The sequence below is a fragment of the Chryseobacterium amylolyticum genome (assembly GCF_051011775.1).
Classification (GTDB): Bacteria; Bacteroidota; Bacteroidia; order Flavobacteriales; family Weeksellaceae; genus Chryseobacterium.
Window position 1 is genome coordinate 201,006 of record NZ_JBPCHX010000006.1, and the last position, 16,121, is coordinate 217,126.

A 16,121-nucleotide genomic window follows, 5' to 3' on the forward strand; every position below is an offset into this window, starting at 1 on the left:
AATATAAACAATGAGAAGGACGGTTTTAAATATTGCTGCATTATTTTTTGGAATAACAGCATTTTCACAGAATATTCAGATGGTCACGAATCCTAAGGGTCCTGTTTTAGGCTATTCTGCAGATTCAGGGGTGAAAATTCTGACAGTTGGCGGAAATAAATTCAAAGATTTAAACAGAAACGGAAAGCTTGATCCATACGAAGACTGGAGACTTCCCGTCGATGAGAGAGCGAAAGATTTAGCTTCAAAGATGAGTGTTGAACAGATTGCAGGACTAATGCTTTACAGCGGCCATCAGTCTGTTCCTGCGCCTGCAGATGGTTTCCGGGCAGGTAAATATAATGGAATGCTGTATAAAGAAAGCGGGGCAAAAGCCTCGGATTTGACAGACCAGCAAAAGAAATTCTTAAAAGAAGATAACCTGCGTCACGTTTTGGTAACAACTGTTGAGTCTCCCGAAATTGCAGCACAATGGAGCAACAACATCCAGGCTTATATCGAAGGCCTTGGATTGGGAATTCCAGCCAATAACAGTACAGACCCGAGACATTCTGCAACCGTAACGGCTGAGTTTAATGAAGGAGCAGGCGGGCAGATTTCACTTTGGCCGGATGGCTTGGCAATGGGCGCGACTTTCGACCCGGAGCTGGTCAGAAAATTCGGAAATATTGCGGCTCAGGAATACAGAGCATTGGGTATTTCAACAGCTTTATCGCCTCAGATCGACCTGGGGACAGAGCCTCGCTGGTACAGAATCGCTTACGTTTTTTCTGAAAGTCCGGAACTGACAGCAGATTTAGGAAGAGGTTATATTGACGGTTTCCAGACAACCATCGGAAGTAAAAACGGCTGGGGTAATAAAAGTGTAAATGCCATGGTAAAGCACTGGCCGGGAGGCGGCCCTGAAGAAGGCGGCCGTGACGGTCATTGGGCAATGGGAAAATTCGCGGTTTATCCGGGGAATAACTTTCAGAACCACGTAAAGCCTTTTACCGAAGGTGCTTTCAAATTAAACGGAGGAACTAAAGAAGCTGCAGCAGTGATGCCTTATTACACAATCAGCTTTAATCAGGATACGAAAAACAGGGAAAATGTCGGGAACGGCTACAGTAAATATCTGATCACAGACTTACTTCGTGGAAAATACAAATACGATGGTGTGGTGTGTACCGACTGGCTGATTACGGCTGATGAACCCAAAACGCCGGGAGGATTTGCCGGAAAACCCTGGGGCGCTGAGAAATTATCTATTGCCGAACGTCATTACAAAGTGCTGGAAGCCGGGGTTGACCAATTCGGAGGAAATAATGATAAAGGACCTGTTTTGGAAGCGTATCAGATGGGAGTGAAAGAACACGGCGAAAAAGCATATCGTGCAAAATTTGAACAATCTGCCGTTCGTTTGCTTAGAAATTTCTTCAGAACAGGATTGTTTGAAAATCCCTACGTGAACATTGATGAAACCAAAAAAATAGTTGGTAATCCTGAGTTTATGAAAGCAGGGTATGAGGCCCAGGTAAAATCTATCGTGATGTTGAAAAATAAATCCAATATTCTTCCCATCAAGGAAAGAAAAACGGTTTACATCCCGAAGAGGTATTCTCCGGCAACATTTAACTGGTGGGGAATTTACACGGCTCCTTCTCTGGATTACCCTGTTGATATCGAAAAAATAAAAAAACATTATAACGTAACCGAAGATCCCGCTAAAGCTGATTTCGCATTGGTTTTTGTGAAAAGTCCACACAGTGAAGAAGGCGGTTACAGCGATATTGATGCTGCAGAAGGCGGAAACGGCTATCTTCCGATTTCTCTTCAATACAAAACCTATACAGCAACTGAAGCCCGTGAGAAAAGCATTGCAGCGGGTGATCCGGTTGTAGCCCCGAATGTACACGACAGGACATTCAGAAATAAAACTTCAACCGCTACCAACTTTACAGATCTGCTGACCATTGAAAACACGTACAAGGCAATGAACGGAAAACCCGTAATAGTTTCTGTAACAGCTTCAAAACCGATGGTTTTCAACGAATTTGAAAAGCATGCTGATGCCATTCTGATGAACTTTAATGTTTCCAATCAGGCGGTTGTGGATATCGTAACCGGAAAATACGAACCATCAGGATTACTTCCGCTTCAGATGCCTGCAAATATGGCGACTGTTGAAAGGCAGAAAGAAGATGTTCCTTACGATATGGAAACCCATAAAGATTCCGAAGGTCATAACTATGATTTCGGATACGGAATGAACTGGTCAGGTGTGATTAAAGATGCGAGAACAGAGAAATATAAAAAGTAATTGATGATTCCGGGTCTGTGTTTCACAGGCTCAGAATTTTATTTTTAAAAACTGTTTAACTTTTTAACCACAAAAGTCACAAAATCTTCAAGTCTGAAATAATAATTCTAAAAGCTTACAAAATTGAAAATCAAAGATTTTCAAAACTTAAGTGATCTTTAAAAAAAATAGCATTGAACTTAAAATAATTAAAGTGTTAAAAACTTTTGTGCCTTTTGTGATAAAAAACAATTTAATATGAAAATCAGATTCACAATCTATTCATTAATGCTGGGTTCATTAATGTTTGCCCAGGAAAACCTTGATTTCAGCGGAAAGAAAGAAATAATTTCACCGGAGATCAAAGGTAAAAGCGTAACATTCCGCCTGCGTGCACCGGAGGCGAAAACAGTAAAACTACAGGGAAACTGGATGCCGGGAAAGGGTTGGGAACCGGGAACCGTAGAATTAAAAAAAGATGCAGATGGAATCTGGACCTTCTCTGAAAATGATCTGGCTCCTGATATCTATACCTATTCATTTATTGTGGATGGTGTAAAGGCCAATGATCCGAACAATTCTTATCAGGTTCGTGATGTTTCATCGGTAATGAGTATGGTTTTGATAGATGGAAAACAATCTGAAAATTACAAAGTTCAGAACGTTCCGCACGGAACAGTTTCCAAAAGATGGTATCAATCAAACGGATTAAAAGAAGACAGAAGATTAACGGTTTACACCCCTCCGGGATATGAAAATTCAAAAGAAAAATTCCCTGTTTTATACCTGCTACACGGAATGGGTGGTGACGAAGAAGCATGGATGACCTTGGGAAGGGCCTCACAGATCCTGGATAATCTGATTGCTCAGGGAAAAGCAAAACCTATGATTGTTGTAATGCCAAACGGTCATACAAGCAATTCCGCAGCGCCGGGTGAATCTTCCAAAGGTTTTTATAAAATCGATATGAGGACACCGGATATTTTCAGTGGTGATATGGAAACCTATTTTAAGGAAATCATGGAATTTACAGAACATAATTACCGGGTAAAATCAGACGCAGGAAACAGAGCTATCGCCGGACTTTCCATGGGGGGATTCCATTCCTTGTATATTTCTGCCAATCTGCCGGAAACGTTTGATTATGTAGGGCTGTTTTCTCCGGCAATTCTACCGCCTGATGAAAAGAAAAGTCCTGTTTATCAGAATTTAGATCAAAAACTGAAAGTCCAGCAAACCAATTCATACAAGTTGTATTGGATTGCCATAGGAAAAACAGATTTTCTCTACAAAAACGTGACGGAATACCGTGAAAAACTCAACAGGATGAACTTCAAATACCAATACGCAGAATCCGAAGGCGGTCATACGTGGAGCAATTGGAGAACCTACCTGAATGATTTTCTTCCTCAGTTATTTAAATAAACAAATTGAACATGAAAAGAATATTCATAACCGCACTGTTTATCTCAGGAATATACAATGCATATGCACAAAAATCTATTCCTTTATATCAGGGAAAGGCACCGGGAACAGAAAACTGGAAGCAGAAAGAAGCACAGCAATTCAGCGAGCTGTTCAAAACGGAAGTGGTTTTCAACGTGTCCCAACCTTCGATCTTGGTTTTCGAAGCAGATAAAACCAAGATCAACGGGACAGTTGTTGTTATAGCTCCCGGTGGTGGTTTTCAAAGCTTATCGATCAACCGCGAAGGAGTTGATCTGGCAAAAAAACTCGCAGAAAACGGAATTACAGCAGTCGTTTTAAAATACAGATTGCTGGAAACGAAATCCAATGATCCTGCCAAAGAAATGATGGAGAATATCAAAGACAGAAATGCTTTTGATGCCAAAACAGCTCCTGTTAAAGTAATGGCTGGAGAAGATATCAGAACAGCAATTTCATATATCAGAACACATGCGGAAGAACTGAAGATCAATCCTGAAAAATTGGGTGTAGTAGGGTTTTCAGCAGGGGCAAGCGTAATTTTAGAAAGTGTTCTCCATAGTAAAGATGCTTCAACGTTACCAAATTTTGCCGCATCCATTTATGGCGGGCCAAGTCAGGAAATTCTCAGTACCGGGGTTCCTAAAGCTGCTCTTCCAATGTTTATCTGTGCCGCAAGTGATGATCAGCTGAAACTGGCACCTAAATCAGTTTTATTGTATAACAAATGGCTGGAAGCAGGGCAGCCCGCTGAGCTTCATATCTATGAAAAAGGAGGTCATGGCTTTGGTATGGGAAAACAAAATCTTCCCGTTGACAAATGGTCTGATGTGTATCTCGACTGGTTGAGATACCATAACTTTTTGTAGTGATCTAATCAATATTTTATATAGTTTCTTTCATGGCACTTTCAGTTTCAGGACAGAATAGTGCTGTGATTTTGAAAGAGTGTATTGATCAAATTTAAATACCTGTAATAAAAATCAAATCTGAATTATGAATAAGAATATCTCAACACTGGCCGGACTTTTTTCCGGTACCAGATATCCGTTATTGCTTCTGGCTTTAGTGGGGATGTCATCTCTTACAAAGGCTCAAAATAATCCAACAATTACCGTTGGCGGAAAAACATTCAAAGACCTCAATAAAAATGGTAAACTGGACGTCTGGGAAGATACAAGACTTTCGGTTGATCAAAGAATTGATGCCATCATCAGCCAAATGACCAATAAAGAGAAGGTTGATCTGCTGATTGGAACAGGAATGCCCGGAATTGAAGTCTTAACCGGACCTGTAGGTGATTCAAAGCAAGGACTTGTTCCCGGAGCTGCAGGCGGAACAGCTAATCTGGACAGATTCGGAATTCCGGCTACTGTTGTTGCGGATGGGCCTGCAGGTTTAAGAATTGCACCAACCAGGGAAAATGATTCCAAAACGTACTATGCAACGGCATTTCCTGTAGGAACGGCTTTAGCTTCAACCTGGAACAAAACGTTATTGGAAGAAGTAGGAAAAGCAATGGGGAATGAAGTGAAAGAATACGGCGTTGATGTTTTGCTGGCGCCTGCCTTGAATATTCAGAGAAATCCATTAAATGGAAGGAATTTTGAGTATTATTCAGAAGATCCCTTAATTTCAGGGAAAACTGCCGCAGCAATTGTCAATGGAGTCCAGTCCCAGGGAGTAGGAACTTCTGTTAAACATTTTGCTGCCAATAATGAGGAAACCAATCGTTTAACAATCAATGCACATGTATCTGAAAGAGCATTGAGAGAATTATATCTGAGAAATTTTGAAATCACCGTGAAAGAATCTCAGCCCTGGACTGTAATGTCATCTTATAACAAAGTGAACGGGGTGTATACTTCAGATTCCAGAGATTTACTGACCCAGGTTTTAAGAAACGAATGGGGATTCAAGGGCATTGTAATGACCGATTGGTTCGGAGGCTTTCCGGGATTTGAATCCATCAGAACTGGAGGGATTTCTGATGTTGTCAAGCAGATGAATGCAGGGAATGACCTTTTGATGCCCGGAATTCCGGCACAGAAAAAAGTCCTGCTGGAAGCTTTGGATTCAGGCCGATTACCAGAAGAAGTGGCGGATCTTAACGTGAAAAGAATTTTGAAATATATTTTCAGTACACCAACATTTGCGCACTATAAATATAGTGACAGACCGGATCTGAACGCACATGCTGCAGTAACCAGAAGCGCGGCAGCAGAAGGAATGGTTTTGCTTAAAAATGAAAACAATGCTTTGCCTTTTGCAGACAGGCAGAAAGAAGTCTCATTGTTCGGAGTGACTTCGTATGCGTGGATTACAGGAGGTACGGGAAGCGGGAGTGTCAACAACAAACATACGGTTTCTCTTTTGGAAGGGCTGAATGCTGCAGGGTATAAATTAGACAGGGAGCTGGTAGAATTGTATAAACCGCATGCTGAAAAAGAGGCTGCAGCAGAAAAGGAAAGGAGAAAAGTCCGGGGGATTTTAGCTTTGCCGGAGAGGCTCCCCGAAATGAAAATGGATGATGCCCTCATTACTAAAAAAGCGGAAACTTCTGAAATTGCTTTTGTAACATTGGGAAGAAATTCCGGTGAAGGAGGAGATAGAGTAGTGAACAATGACTTTAATCTGGCCCCGGAAGAAATAGAAATGCTTGATAAAATTTCCAAAGCTTTCCACGCAAAAGGAAAAAAAGTGGTGGCTATACTGAACATCGGAGGGGTTATTGAGACTGCTTCATGGAAAGACAAGGTAGATGCCGTTTTATTGGCCTGGCAGCCAGGCCAGGAAGGAGGGCATTCTGTGGCGGATGTGATTTCCGGGAAAGTAAATCCTTCCGGAAAACTGACGATGACTTTCCCTGTAAATTATGTGGATCATGCATCAGCAAAGAATTTTCCGGGTGAGCCATCAGATAATCCTGCAGATGTGACTTATAAGGAAGGTATTTATGTGGGATACCGCTATTTCAATACTTTTGGTATAAAGCCTTCGTTTGAATTCGGATATGGAAAATCATATACTGATTTTGAGTATTCAGATATTAAAACCAGCTCAAAGGTATTTAATAATTCAGTAGAGGTAAGTGTCAATATTAAAAATACAGGAAAGGTACCAGGAAAAGAAGTCGTTGAATTATATCTCTCCGCACCTGGAAAGACCATTGACAAGCCAAAGTCTGAATTAAAAGCTTATGCAAAAACAAAAGAATTAAATCCCGGTGAATCACAGACTGTTATTTTGACTTTAAACAAGAAAGATTTAGCTTCGTTTGAAACCGGAAAATCAGCCTGGATTGCTGAAGCCGGAACCTATAAAATTCTGGTAGGAGCTTCCTCTCTGGATATCAGACAGAAGGTTGAAATTAATGTAGCGAAAGAATTATTAGTTGAAAAGGTACAGCACATTCTTCCTGCAGACAAACCATTTGAAGATCTAAAACCACAGCAATAATAAATAAAAGGTAAATCTAATGCTTAAGTCCTTTATTAACAATTTGATAGGATGGGATGTCTGACATCATAAAGAAATTATTAGGAATTAATCTTTTATTTGTAAAAATTTGTATATTTGCCCAGCAAAAAAAGAAATAATGATATTATCTAACTTAAAAAAGGGAAAGAAACAGTACTTACGTCGAACGTCGTGAGTCATTTTCCTTTGGTTAGAAACTAAAATAAATCAGGAGCTTGTCATCACGACAGGCTCTTTTTTTTGGAAAATATTTAACAATTAATATATTATGAAAGTACTAAAATTTGGAGGGACTTCAGTAGGAAGCCCGGAAAGGATTGAACAGTTATTACCCATTATCAGATCTCAGGCAGCGGATAAACATCTGGTTGTTTTATCAGCAGTGTCCGGTACAACAAATGATCTGGTAAAGCTGTCAGAACTGTATGAGAAGAAGGATATTGAGGGAGCCTACAAACATATTGATGTACTATATGAAAAATATAAAAACTTTGTAAATAAATTATTTAAAACAGAAGAAGGTATTCAGGAAGCTTCCGCTTTTATTGACAAAATTTTTGATCTGTTTTATCAATTCAAAAATAAAAACTTCACTTCCAGTGCAGAACGTGTTATACTGGCGCAGGGTGAGATTATTTCAACAACTTTGTTTCATTTACATTTAAAGGAAAAAGAAATCGCTTCTGTTCTGTTATCGGCATTAGATTTTATGCTGATTGATGAAGATAAGGAACCCGATATTGATTACATCAGAAAACATGCTGGCCTTGAAATAGCAAAATATCAGGAAGAAACATTATTTATAACCCAGGGATATATTTGCAGAAATGCTCAGGGAGAAATTGATAATCTGCAAAGGGGAGGATCAGATTATACAGCTTCATTACTGGGAGCAGCATTGCAGGTAGAGGAAATTCAGATCTGGACAGATATTGACGGCTTCCATAATAATGATCCGAGATATGTTCAGAATACAAAGTCTATTGCCAGACTTAGCTTTGATGAAGCTGCCGAGTTATCTTACTTTGGAGCCAAAATTCTACATCCTCAAAGCGTTTTCCCTGCAAGAAAATATAATGTTCCTGTAAGATTGCTGGATACGATGAATCCAAGTGCGGCCGGAACATTAATTTCAGGAGAAATTTCCAATCAGAATCAGATTGTAGCAATTGCAGCCAAAGATGGGATCACCGCCATCCGCATTCAGTCTTCCCGTATGCTGATGGCGTATGGCTTTTTGAGAAAAGTTTTTGAGGTTTTTGAACGTTATAAAACTCCGATTGATATGATTACCACTTCTGAAGTAGCTGTTTCTCTTACCATAGACCAGACAGAGCAGCTGTCTGAAATCGTAAAAGAACTTGAGTTTTTCTCAGCTGTTGAAATTGACAATGAGCAGTCTATCATCTGTATTGTTGGAGATTTCAGAAAAGAAAATCACGGATACGCAACCATTGTCTCTGAAGCGGTAAAGCATATTCCGATCCGTATGATTTCTTATGGAGGAAGTGAAAATAATATTTCATTACTGGTTCCGTCTGTTTATAAAATAGAAGCTTTAAGATCTCTGCATAACAGATTGTTTTAGAAAAAAGATAAAAATATCAGAATAAAAACCGCTTTTAAAGCGGTTTTTATTGTTTACAAATATGTAGATGAAAAAAGGTGGACAGAATTGTCCACCTTTTTTATACTATATTTTAAGACTGAATAAACTCCAAAAGATCTTTATTGATCGTTTCATGCTCTGTAGTCGGCATACCGTGAGGGAAGCCAGGATAGACAATCAGTTTGCCGTTCTTCAGCAATTTGGCTGATTTTATCGCAGAATTTTCGATAGGGACAATCTGGTCATCGTCTCCGTGCATTACCAGAACAGGAATATCAACTGCTTTCAGATCTTCTGTGAAATCCGTTTCAGAGAATGCTTTGATGCCGTCATAATGGGCAACGATTCCTCCCATCACACCTTGTCTCCACCAGTTTCTCTGAACTCCGTCTTTTACATTGGCACCTTCTCTGTTATATCCATAGAAAGGGAATGTCAGATCATAATAAAACTGGTTTCTGTTGTTCATGGTCTGCTCCCTGATATTATCAAAAACTTCCATAGGAACTCCATCAGGATTCGATTCACTTTTTACCATAACTGGCGGAACGGCACTGATCAATACTGCTTTTTTTGCTCTTCCATTAGCATATTTATGTACATAACGGATCACTTCACCACCTCCGGTAGAATGCCCTATATGAACAACATCTTTCAGATCAAGAAACTCAACAAGTTCTGCAGCATCAGAAGCATATTGTTCAATAGTATGATTATAAATGTTCTGGCTTGAGCGGCCGTGGCCTCTTCTGTCATGGGTAATAACCCTGTAACCTCTCTGTAGGAAAAAGATCACCTGTGCATCCCAGTCATCGGATGATAATGGCCACCCGTGGTGAAACATCAGTACAGGCCCTTCTCCCTGGTCTTTATAAAAAATTTCAGTTCCGTCTTTTAATGTTAATGTACTCATAGCTTTAAATTTTTAATGTTGATGATTAACTTATTTTGTAATTATGTGTTGTCTTAATTCTTTAGCAAATGTAATAAGGCAAAGTTAGATGGAAATTAAACTAGATTAATTTCGTTCACTTGAAAGTAAAAAGTTATAGAAATTAATTTATTTATTGCCTGATGTTAAGTAAATATAATAAAAAAAACAGGCATTCACGAAAAGGGCTGATACAGTTTGTTTTTACATCAAACGAGAGTATCTTTATAAAATAAGTGTGATTAAAGTTCTTTTCAGGATGCTTTTCGTTTCATCACATTTGTATAAATTTGTCAGATCTACCGAAACAGTTGTAAAACTATTAAAAAATAAAGCATGGAATTCTCTCCTTTTAATAATGTGGTTAAACGATGTCTGCAAGGCATGGCCATGGAAGAAAACGGAATGTCAGAAGAGGCAGGAAGGCTGTTTTTGCAAGCCTGGAATGAATCAACGGATGATCACGAAAAATTTCTTGCCGCTTATTATGTTGCCCGCCATCAGAAGACACCTTCAGATGAGTTAAAATGGCTGGAAACATCATTGGAGTTTGCTTTAAAAATAAATGATGATACTGTTAAAAGTGCGCTGCCTGCTCTTTATCAGAAAATTGCTCAATGTTACGGAAAATTAGGAGATACGGAAATGTCAGAAAAGAATGCTGAACTGGCATTGCAGTTAAAAAACCATCCATCTGATAAGGGTCCTTTCTACCACGGGACAAAAGCAGATTTAAAAATTGGAGATTTACTGACAGCAGGAGGAAATTCCAATTACCAGTCTGATCTTAAAATGAATCATATCTACTTTACGGCTTTGGTTAATGGGGCAGGACTTGCTGCTGCATTAGCAAAAGGAGAAGCTAAAGAACGTGTCTATATTGTAGAGCCAACAGGAAATTTTGAAAACGATCCGAATGTCACCGATAAAAAATTCCCAGGGAATCCCACTCGTTCTTACCGCTCCGAAATGCCTTTGAAAATTATCGGGGAAGTCACAGAATGGACCAGGCCGGCGCCTGAAGATCTTCAACGTTTCCGCGAAAAATTAGAAAACAGCAATGGGGAGATTATCAATTAGTCTCCTTATTTGTTTTCACTGTTTTTAATATATATTCCAATGGCTTATCAATACCATTAATTTTATCCTGTAATGTTGGGATTATGAGGATATCAGGAATTACAGGAGCATAGCTGCCTGTATTGCAGTCAGTACCAAAGCTCATGGATGAAGTACTGCGCATTTGAATCTTACTATTGGGAAGCGTAAACATAAAGGCTTCACCAAAATCATTGGTATATTCACCCGTTGGCTCGCCTACAAGCTCTGCCAGCTTATATTGCTTCATCCCGTCTGCCACAAGATTGGCACTTGAAAAGGTAAAAGGACCGGTTAGGACATATACTTTTCCTTTAAAAACAGGATCATTTTTAAATTTATTAAAATCCGGCTTACAGTGGCCTGTTTCCCACACGGTTCCGTTCTCCATTTTCAGATATTCACTTTCGGTATTACGGTCTGCAATGAGTTTATCTTTATAAATCTGGCTTATTTTCCAGCGTTTGCTGCCTTGTAGGGAATATTTCTGATCTGTAATATAGCTCAGCAAAAGGTCTCCGAAAATAGAATTTCCGCCACTGTTATTTCGGAGATCAACGGCTAGATTTTTAATATCCTCTTTTCTTATTGTTACAAATGCCTCACTGAGGAACTTATCAAAATCATCCATATTTCCGGACATACTCCTGAAATCCAGATAAGCCAGTTTATGATTGATGATTTTGAAATCATAAGGCTTTGCAATTCCCGGCATTGATAAAGCCAGGAAATCTCTGAACTTCATTCCTTCATTAATGGTAATTTCTTTGATGTCTCCTTCAGGCAGCTTATACCTTACGGAGAAAGGGGCCGTTATATTTTCCAGGTACAGAAAATAGCTGAACAATTTCAGGGATATAACATCTCTGAACTGGCTGGTTCCGCCGATATTCTTTTTTTTCTGGTGTGATAATTTTACCATACAAGATTATCAGAATTAAAGATAGAAAAAATTCAACAGAGAATAGTTGGCAGTAGAAAAACATACATGTCCTTTGAATATAATATAGAAAATAATGAATAAAAAAGTAATTATAATAGGGGCAGGTGTTTCCGGCCCGATACTGGCTTTGCAATTGAAAAAAATAGGTTTTCAGCCTGAAATATTTGAATCCAGATCCGCAAATAATACCAATGAGGGAGTCTTTTTAGGCATTACCCCTAACGGATTAAATGTATTGAAAGAATTTATAGACCTTGAAAAACTTAAAGAGGATTACACGCCGGGTTCAATAAAATTTTTCAATGCCAGGGGAAAACAGATAGCCGGGCTGGATACTGCTTATCAAAAACAACAGTATGGAGCAGAGGCACTGCAGATAAAAAGAGCAAATCTCAATACCTATGCCCGGGCGGCAGCAGCTGAAGCCGGTATAAAGATTGAGTATAATAAGAAGTTTGTCCGGTATCATCAATCAGATGATCAGGTAACAGCTTACTTTGCAGATGGCACCTCCGTTACCGGTGATATGTTAATGGGCTGCGATGGAATGTTTTCTGAGGTAAGAAATCAGCTGTTTCCGGAAAAATCTGTCATCAGATATACAAAGCTCATTTCTACCGGCGGATATGCCAGAATTGCTGAGCTCTCAGAACCTCTTGATTCGATAAGGATGACATTTGGAGAAAGAGGCTTTTTTGCTTACTCGGTTTCAGATAAAGGTGAAGTATGGTGGTTTAATAATTACTTCCGGGATCAGGAGCCAAAGCCGCAGGAAATAGAAAAGATACTGAAAGCTGAAATCAAAGACCACCTGGCAGATATTCATAAGAATGATGATCCTTTATTTTCCGGCATCATCAGGAACAGCTACGAAATTATTGCTTACCCGGTGTATGACCTCCCCAGGCTTTCGAAGTGGTATAAAGGAAAAGTATGTCTGATGGGAGATGCGGCGCATGGTATTTCTCCACATATAGGTCAGGGAGCATCCTTAGCACTGGAAGATACTGTTGTTATCGCTGAACAGTTAAAATTAAATAAAGAGTGTGAGGCCGCCTTTCAGGCCTTTCAATCCGAACGGCAGTCCAGAGTAGAAAGAATAATAAAAAATGCAAGAAAAGTTGGTCATACTAAAACAAAAACAAATCCAATAGCTGCCTGGTTCCGGGATCTTTTTATCGGATATTTTATCAGCAGGCAAATTCAGCAGCTTGACTGGATATACGGCTGGACCTACGCGTCAGAAGATAAGGGTAATTAGCTGATGTAACTATTTTCTTAAGCAGAAAGCATTGTATACTTATTAGATCTTATGACTGTATTCATAAAGAGCGGGGAATGTTTTTCTTAGATTTGAATATAAGTTTTTCATTCATCCAATAGTTTTTAGCCTCTTTGGGAGGCTTTTTATGTAATGGTTATTTTTTTTGAAGAAGAGTTCGTATCAAAAAACAGCCACAGTACAAAACTGTGGCTGTCTTTTTGAAATCAAATATCGGCTATTATAAAGATCTGGAGCGGGCAATATTGATAAGGTACACAAGGTGTGCGTACATGCTCCGCTTTACAGACTCTACTTTTATATCTCCGGTGGCCTGGTTAATGGTTGTTACCAGATCGGTGTTGCATTGGCCGCCAAAACTTCCGCTGCCTAAATAGTTTACAGTATTGGCTGCCGGGTAAGATATTCTTGGATAATCCGGCGCCGTCTGGTTGGCAACAGCTGTTGTACCGCTATACCCCTTATTGTCAATATATCGGGCAGCCCAGGTTCCCAGGAACTGTCCATTACCGGTATTAATTGTTTGTCCTACTACAATTTGCGTATCTACAGGACTGGTAAACCCTGAGCAGGATGTATAATGGTTTATTGAAACCGTGCAGGATGAAGCATTGTCTATAGGCTGGAAGCACTTTCCTTCATAAATGGTCAGCCTTTGCTCAGCAGAAGACATAGAGGTGTTTAACAGGGCTTTCGGAGCAAAAATTTCTTCAGGAGAAATAAGAAACAAAACTCCTTCCGAATCCGCTGCAACAATTTTTTTTTCTGCATTTGAAAGTCCTCTTACTCTTACCAGGCCATTAACGTCCAACGTTTGAGTTGGAATGGGTGTATTAATCCAAACCTGTGCTAATGAACTGCCATAAAGGGCAAGAGCCACCAAAAAGAAAGTTTTTGTTTTCATGTTTTTTGAAAAGGTTAAATTTTTCACTAATGTAAGAAATATCCTTAAAACTGAAATACAATTCGCCGAAAGTAATTGTAAACAGATATTGAATGTATTATGATCAAACCCTGATGTCCTATTTTAAAATAACTCAAAATATTTACATCCTCTATTTGTTTGAAAAATATTTGTATTTTAGCCGAAATATATTGTTTTTTAATAAACATATTGGATGCTAATTAAAATTCAGATAATTTGAAGGAAAAAAATTAGTAGATTTGCACGGAACAAAAAATAATAAATATTAAGCAAGATTCTGTGGCTGAATTTTTAGAAGGAAAGTCATAAGAATAACAGGATTTAGGTTATAAAACTACTGAAACTATGAAGAAACTTTTTTTACTTTTATTAACGGCGTTTTTATGTATCGGTTGCAGCTCTGATGATGATTCTATTTTTGATTATGTAGGAACATGGTCTGGTTCTTATGAAGGGAGCGATAAAGGAGTCTGGAACTTTGTGGTAGATGAGAGTGGTAAAGTGGTAGGGACAATGCATTCCGATGTTAATAATGAAAACTATAATATTTCCGGGAATTTAAGTGAAACGGGAGATCTGAATGCCACGGTAGGACTTCCTTCAAAAGGAGAATTCAAAGGAACATTATCTACCGATAAAAAAGGAAACGGAAACTGGTCAAACTCACTTCCAACACCTCCAAAATCAGGAACCTGGAAAGGAGAAAAGAAATAAAAAAGAAAGTCTGCAGTAGATTCTGCAGACTTTTTTATTTAAACAAATCCCATATGGGTAATTTCATTATTTTTATTCTTCAGGACGACAAAATAGAGTAGACCCTCCTCCCCGGTAAAATACTTTTTAAAAGTTTTTTCCTGCTGCCTGTTCCAGCTGATCATTTCTTCATTACTTTCCGTACTGTAATTTTCAGAATCTATTTTTAAAGTCACTATGGTTCCTTCATCTGCAGTACAATCTACGTTCTTGTATATAACCTGGCCCCGAATTCTGATACAATCGGAAACACTGGGGATCATACCAAATTGAAATTCTTTCAAAAGTATTTTTCCTTCTTCAGTTTTTAACCCATTGGTAACTGTTCTTTTTCCTCTTTCAGAAACCTTGTCAAAATCTTTAATCGCTGTCATTACTTTTGCAAACTTCTGGTAGAGGAGGGGATCACCTGCTTCTTTGATATATTTTTCCAAACTGCTCCGGATGATCTTTCCGATTTTGGAACAATGTCCGAATTCCGAACTGTTTTGTCTCACCTTTTCATAGGTAGGGCTCTTTTTAAAAGCATTTTTATTAAAACCGCTTTTCTTCCGAACTACATTTTTGCCGTTCAGATTATAAAATACCAGGTCACCAACAGCTCCTGTGATCTTGATCAGACTTTCATATGTTGCCATATCTTTAAAATAGATTCAAATATACCAATAAATAAATGAAAACAAAATTTTAACATATATTTATAATATAGTTGTAGTATAGTTATAGCATAATTTGAATATAAAATGTATATTTGTATAAAATTTGTTAAACAAGTATAAATCAGAAGGATATGGGATTGGTATTATTTGAAACAAAAATGAAAATGAAACAGTGGCCTGTTTTACTGATGGCGTCTGTTTTTGCAGTTTCCTGCGGATCCTCTAAAAGTATTTCTGCAAGCAAAAAATCAAATACAAAAACAGTTGTAAAATCTGAAAATCTCAGAAAACTTGATTCAAAATTTAATGGCAGTGTTTCCCGATCAATCAATGATATTCTGAAAGATGCTGAAAAATACATAGGAACGCCTTATAAATTCGGAGGAAATTCATCGTCCGGATTTGACTGTTCCGGGTTTACGGTAAAAGTATTTGAAGAAAACAATTTCAATCTTCCGAGAAGATCTTCTGATCAGGCTGAAGCCGGAAAGAATATTGATATTAAAGATGTAAAACCCGGCGATCTGTTGTTTTTTGCCACAGCAGGAGGCAGCAGGGTTTCTCATGTTGGGATTGTTCACGATATCGGTCCTGACGGAGAGGTGAAATTCATCCATGCCTCCACTTCAAAAGGGGTTATCATTTCATCCCTTAACGAAAAATACTGGAATAAGGCCTATCTTCATGCCCAGAGAGTTTTGTAAATCTTTAAAA

Annotated in this window: 13 protein-coding genes; 9 read left to right on the forward strand and 4 right to left on the reverse strand. The window is 38.6% G+C overall.

Annotation, left to right across the window (positions count from 1 at the left end):
• Window positions 1–10: 10 nt before the first annotated feature.
• From ACR1PO_RS17400 to ACR1PO_RS17420, 5 genes are all read left to right on the forward strand, one after another.
• On the forward strand, window positions 11–2,302 hold the full coding sequence (locus tag ACR1PO_RS17400) for a glycoside hydrolase family 3 protein (protein ID WP_332386932.1): 2,292 nt from the start codon (window positions 11–13) through the stop codon (window positions 2,300–2,302).
• 237 nt (window positions 2,303–2,539) lie between these two features.
• Window positions 2,540–3,706 (forward strand): esterase, encoded by a 1,167-nt coding sequence (locus ACR1PO_RS17405; protein ID WP_433987588.1) that lies wholly within the window; start codon window positions 2,540–2,542, stop codon window positions 3,704–3,706.
• Between the two features lie 11 nt (window positions 3,707–3,717).
• Entirely contained in the window at window positions 3,718–4,596 is an 879-nt protein-coding gene (locus ACR1PO_RS17410) for an alpha/beta hydrolase (RefSeq protein WP_433987589.1), read from the forward strand.
• Window positions 4,597–4,723: 127 nt separating this feature from the next.
• The gene (locus ACR1PO_RS17415) at window positions 4,724–7,186 is read left to right on the forward strand and encodes a glycoside hydrolase family 3 N-terminal domain-containing protein (RefSeq protein ID WP_433987590.1); all 2,463 of its coding nucleotides are present in this window, start codon (window positions 4,724–4,726) and stop codon (window positions 7,184–7,186) included.
• A gap of 289 nt (window positions 7,187–7,475) precedes the next feature.
• Window positions 7,476–8,795: an aspartate kinase gene (locus tag ACR1PO_RS17420; RefSeq protein ID WP_332386924.1), complete on the forward strand. Its 1,320-nt coding sequence runs from the start codon at window positions 7,476–7,478 to the stop codon at window positions 8,793–8,795.
• Window positions 8,796–8,907: 112 nt separating this feature from the next.
• Here the strand turns inward: ACR1PO_RS17420 and ACR1PO_RS17425 are convergent, their stop codons facing one another.
• The gene (locus tag ACR1PO_RS17425) at window positions 8,908–9,729 is read right to left on the reverse strand and encodes an alpha/beta fold hydrolase (protein ID WP_433987591.1); all 822 of its coding nucleotides are present in this window, start codon (window positions 9,727–9,729) and stop codon (window positions 8,908–8,910) included.
• 663 nt (window positions 9,730–10,392) lie between these two features.
• Between ACR1PO_RS17425 and arr the strand changes: the two genes are divergently transcribed.
• Window positions 10,393–10,827 carry an NAD(+)--rifampin ADP-ribosyltransferase gene (gene arr / locus ACR1PO_RS17430; protein WP_433987737.1) on the forward strand — a complete coding sequence of 145 codons (435 nt, stop codon included), beginning with the start codon at window positions 10,393–10,395 and terminating at the stop codon, window positions 10,825–10,827.
• On the opposite strand, the gene ACR1PO_RS17435 is transcribed toward arr, so the two are convergent.
• Complete coding sequence (locus tag ACR1PO_RS17435; protein WP_433987592.1) at window positions 10,820–11,767, reverse strand: S41 family peptidase; 948 nt, start codon at window positions 11,765–11,767, stop codon at window positions 10,820–10,822. The two genes, arr and ACR1PO_RS17435, sit on opposite strands and share 8 nt — an antisense overlap.
• A gap of 94 nt (window positions 11,768–11,861) precedes the next feature.
• On the opposite strand from ACR1PO_RS17435, the gene ACR1PO_RS17440 reads away from it, so the two are divergent.
• Window positions 11,862–13,049 (forward strand): FAD-dependent oxidoreductase, encoded by a 1,188-nt coding sequence (locus tag ACR1PO_RS17440; protein WP_433987593.1) that lies wholly within the window; start codon window positions 11,862–11,864, stop codon window positions 13,047–13,049.
• Between the two features lie 241 nt (window positions 13,050–13,290).
• Here the strand turns inward: ACR1PO_RS17440 and ACR1PO_RS17445 are convergent, their stop codons facing one another.
• Window positions 13,291–13,974 carry a hypothetical protein gene (locus tag ACR1PO_RS17445; protein ID WP_433987594.1) on the reverse strand — a complete coding sequence of 228 codons (684 nt, stop codon included), beginning with the start codon at window positions 13,972–13,974 and terminating at the stop codon, window positions 13,291–13,293.
• Between the two features lie 366 nt (window positions 13,975–14,340).
• Between ACR1PO_RS17445 and ACR1PO_RS17450 the strand changes: the two genes are divergently transcribed.
• A complete protein-coding gene (locus ACR1PO_RS17450; RefSeq protein WP_332386913.1) occupies window positions 14,341–14,709 on the forward strand; it encodes a hypothetical protein in 369 nt (122 codons plus the stop codon).
• 38 nt (window positions 14,710–14,747) lie between these two features.
• Here ACR1PO_RS17450 and ACR1PO_RS17455 read toward each other — a convergent pair whose 3' ends face one another.
• On the reverse strand, window positions 14,748–15,386 hold the full coding sequence (locus tag ACR1PO_RS17455) for a hypothetical protein (RefSeq protein WP_433987595.1): 639 nt from the start codon (window positions 15,384–15,386) through the stop codon (window positions 14,748–14,750).
• A 152-nt stretch (window positions 15,387–15,538) separates the two neighbouring features.
• Here ACR1PO_RS17455 and ACR1PO_RS17460 point away from each other — a divergent pair, with 152 nt between their 5' ends.
• Window positions 15,539–16,111 (forward strand): C40 family peptidase, encoded by a 573-nt coding sequence (locus ACR1PO_RS17460; RefSeq protein WP_433987596.1) that lies wholly within the window; start codon window positions 15,539–15,541, stop codon window positions 16,109–16,111.
• The last annotated feature ends 10 nt before the right edge of the window (window positions 16,112–16,121 follow it).

Bases quoted from the DNA above. Each gene is read 5' to 3' on its own strand.
- ACR1PO_RS17400 (WP_332386932.1), top strand. From the start codon at position 11: ATGAGAAGGACGGTTTTAAATATTGCTGCATTATTTTTTGGAATAACA.
- ACR1PO_RS17405 (WP_433987588.1), top strand. From the start codon at position 2,540: ATGAAAATCAGATTCACAATCTATTCATTAATGCTGGGTTCATTAATG.
- ACR1PO_RS17410 (WP_433987589.1), top strand. From the start codon at position 3,718: ATGAAAAGAATATTCATAACCGCACTGTTTATCTCAGGAATATACAAT.
- ACR1PO_RS17415 (WP_433987590.1), top strand. From the start codon at position 4,724: ATGAATAAGAATATCTCAACACTGGCCGGACTTTTTTCCGGTACCAGA.
- ACR1PO_RS17420 (WP_332386924.1), top strand. From the start codon at position 7,476: ATGAAAGTACTAAAATTTGGAGGGACTTCAGTAGGAAGCCCGGAAAGG.
- ACR1PO_RS17425 (WP_433987591.1), bottom strand. From the start codon at position 9,729: ATGAGTACATTAACATTAAAAGACGGAACTGAAATTTTTTATAAAGAC.
- arr (WP_433987737.1), top strand. From the start codon at position 10,393: ATGTCAGAAAAGAATGCTGAACTGGCATTGCAGTTAAAAAACCATCCA.
- ACR1PO_RS17435 (WP_433987592.1), bottom strand. From the start codon at position 11,767: ATGGTAAAATTATCACACCAGAAAAAAAAGAATATCGGCGGAACCAGC.
- ACR1PO_RS17440 (WP_433987593.1), top strand. From the start codon at position 11,862: ATGAATAAAAAAGTAATTATAATAGGGGCAGGTGTTTCCGGCCCGATA.
- ACR1PO_RS17445 (WP_433987594.1), bottom strand. From the start codon at position 13,974: ATGAAAACAAAAACTTTCTTTTTGGTGGCTCTTGCCCTTTATGGCAGT.
- ACR1PO_RS17450 (WP_332386913.1), top strand. From the start codon at position 14,341: ATGAAGAAACTTTTTTTACTTTTATTAACGGCGTTTTTATGTATCGGT.
- ACR1PO_RS17455 (WP_433987595.1), bottom strand. From the start codon at position 15,386: ATGGCAACATATGAAAGTCTGATCAAGATCACAGGAGCTGTTGGTGAC.
- ACR1PO_RS17460 (WP_433987596.1), top strand. From the start codon at position 15,539: ATGGGATTGGTATTATTTGAAACAAAAATGAAAATGAAACAGTGGCCT.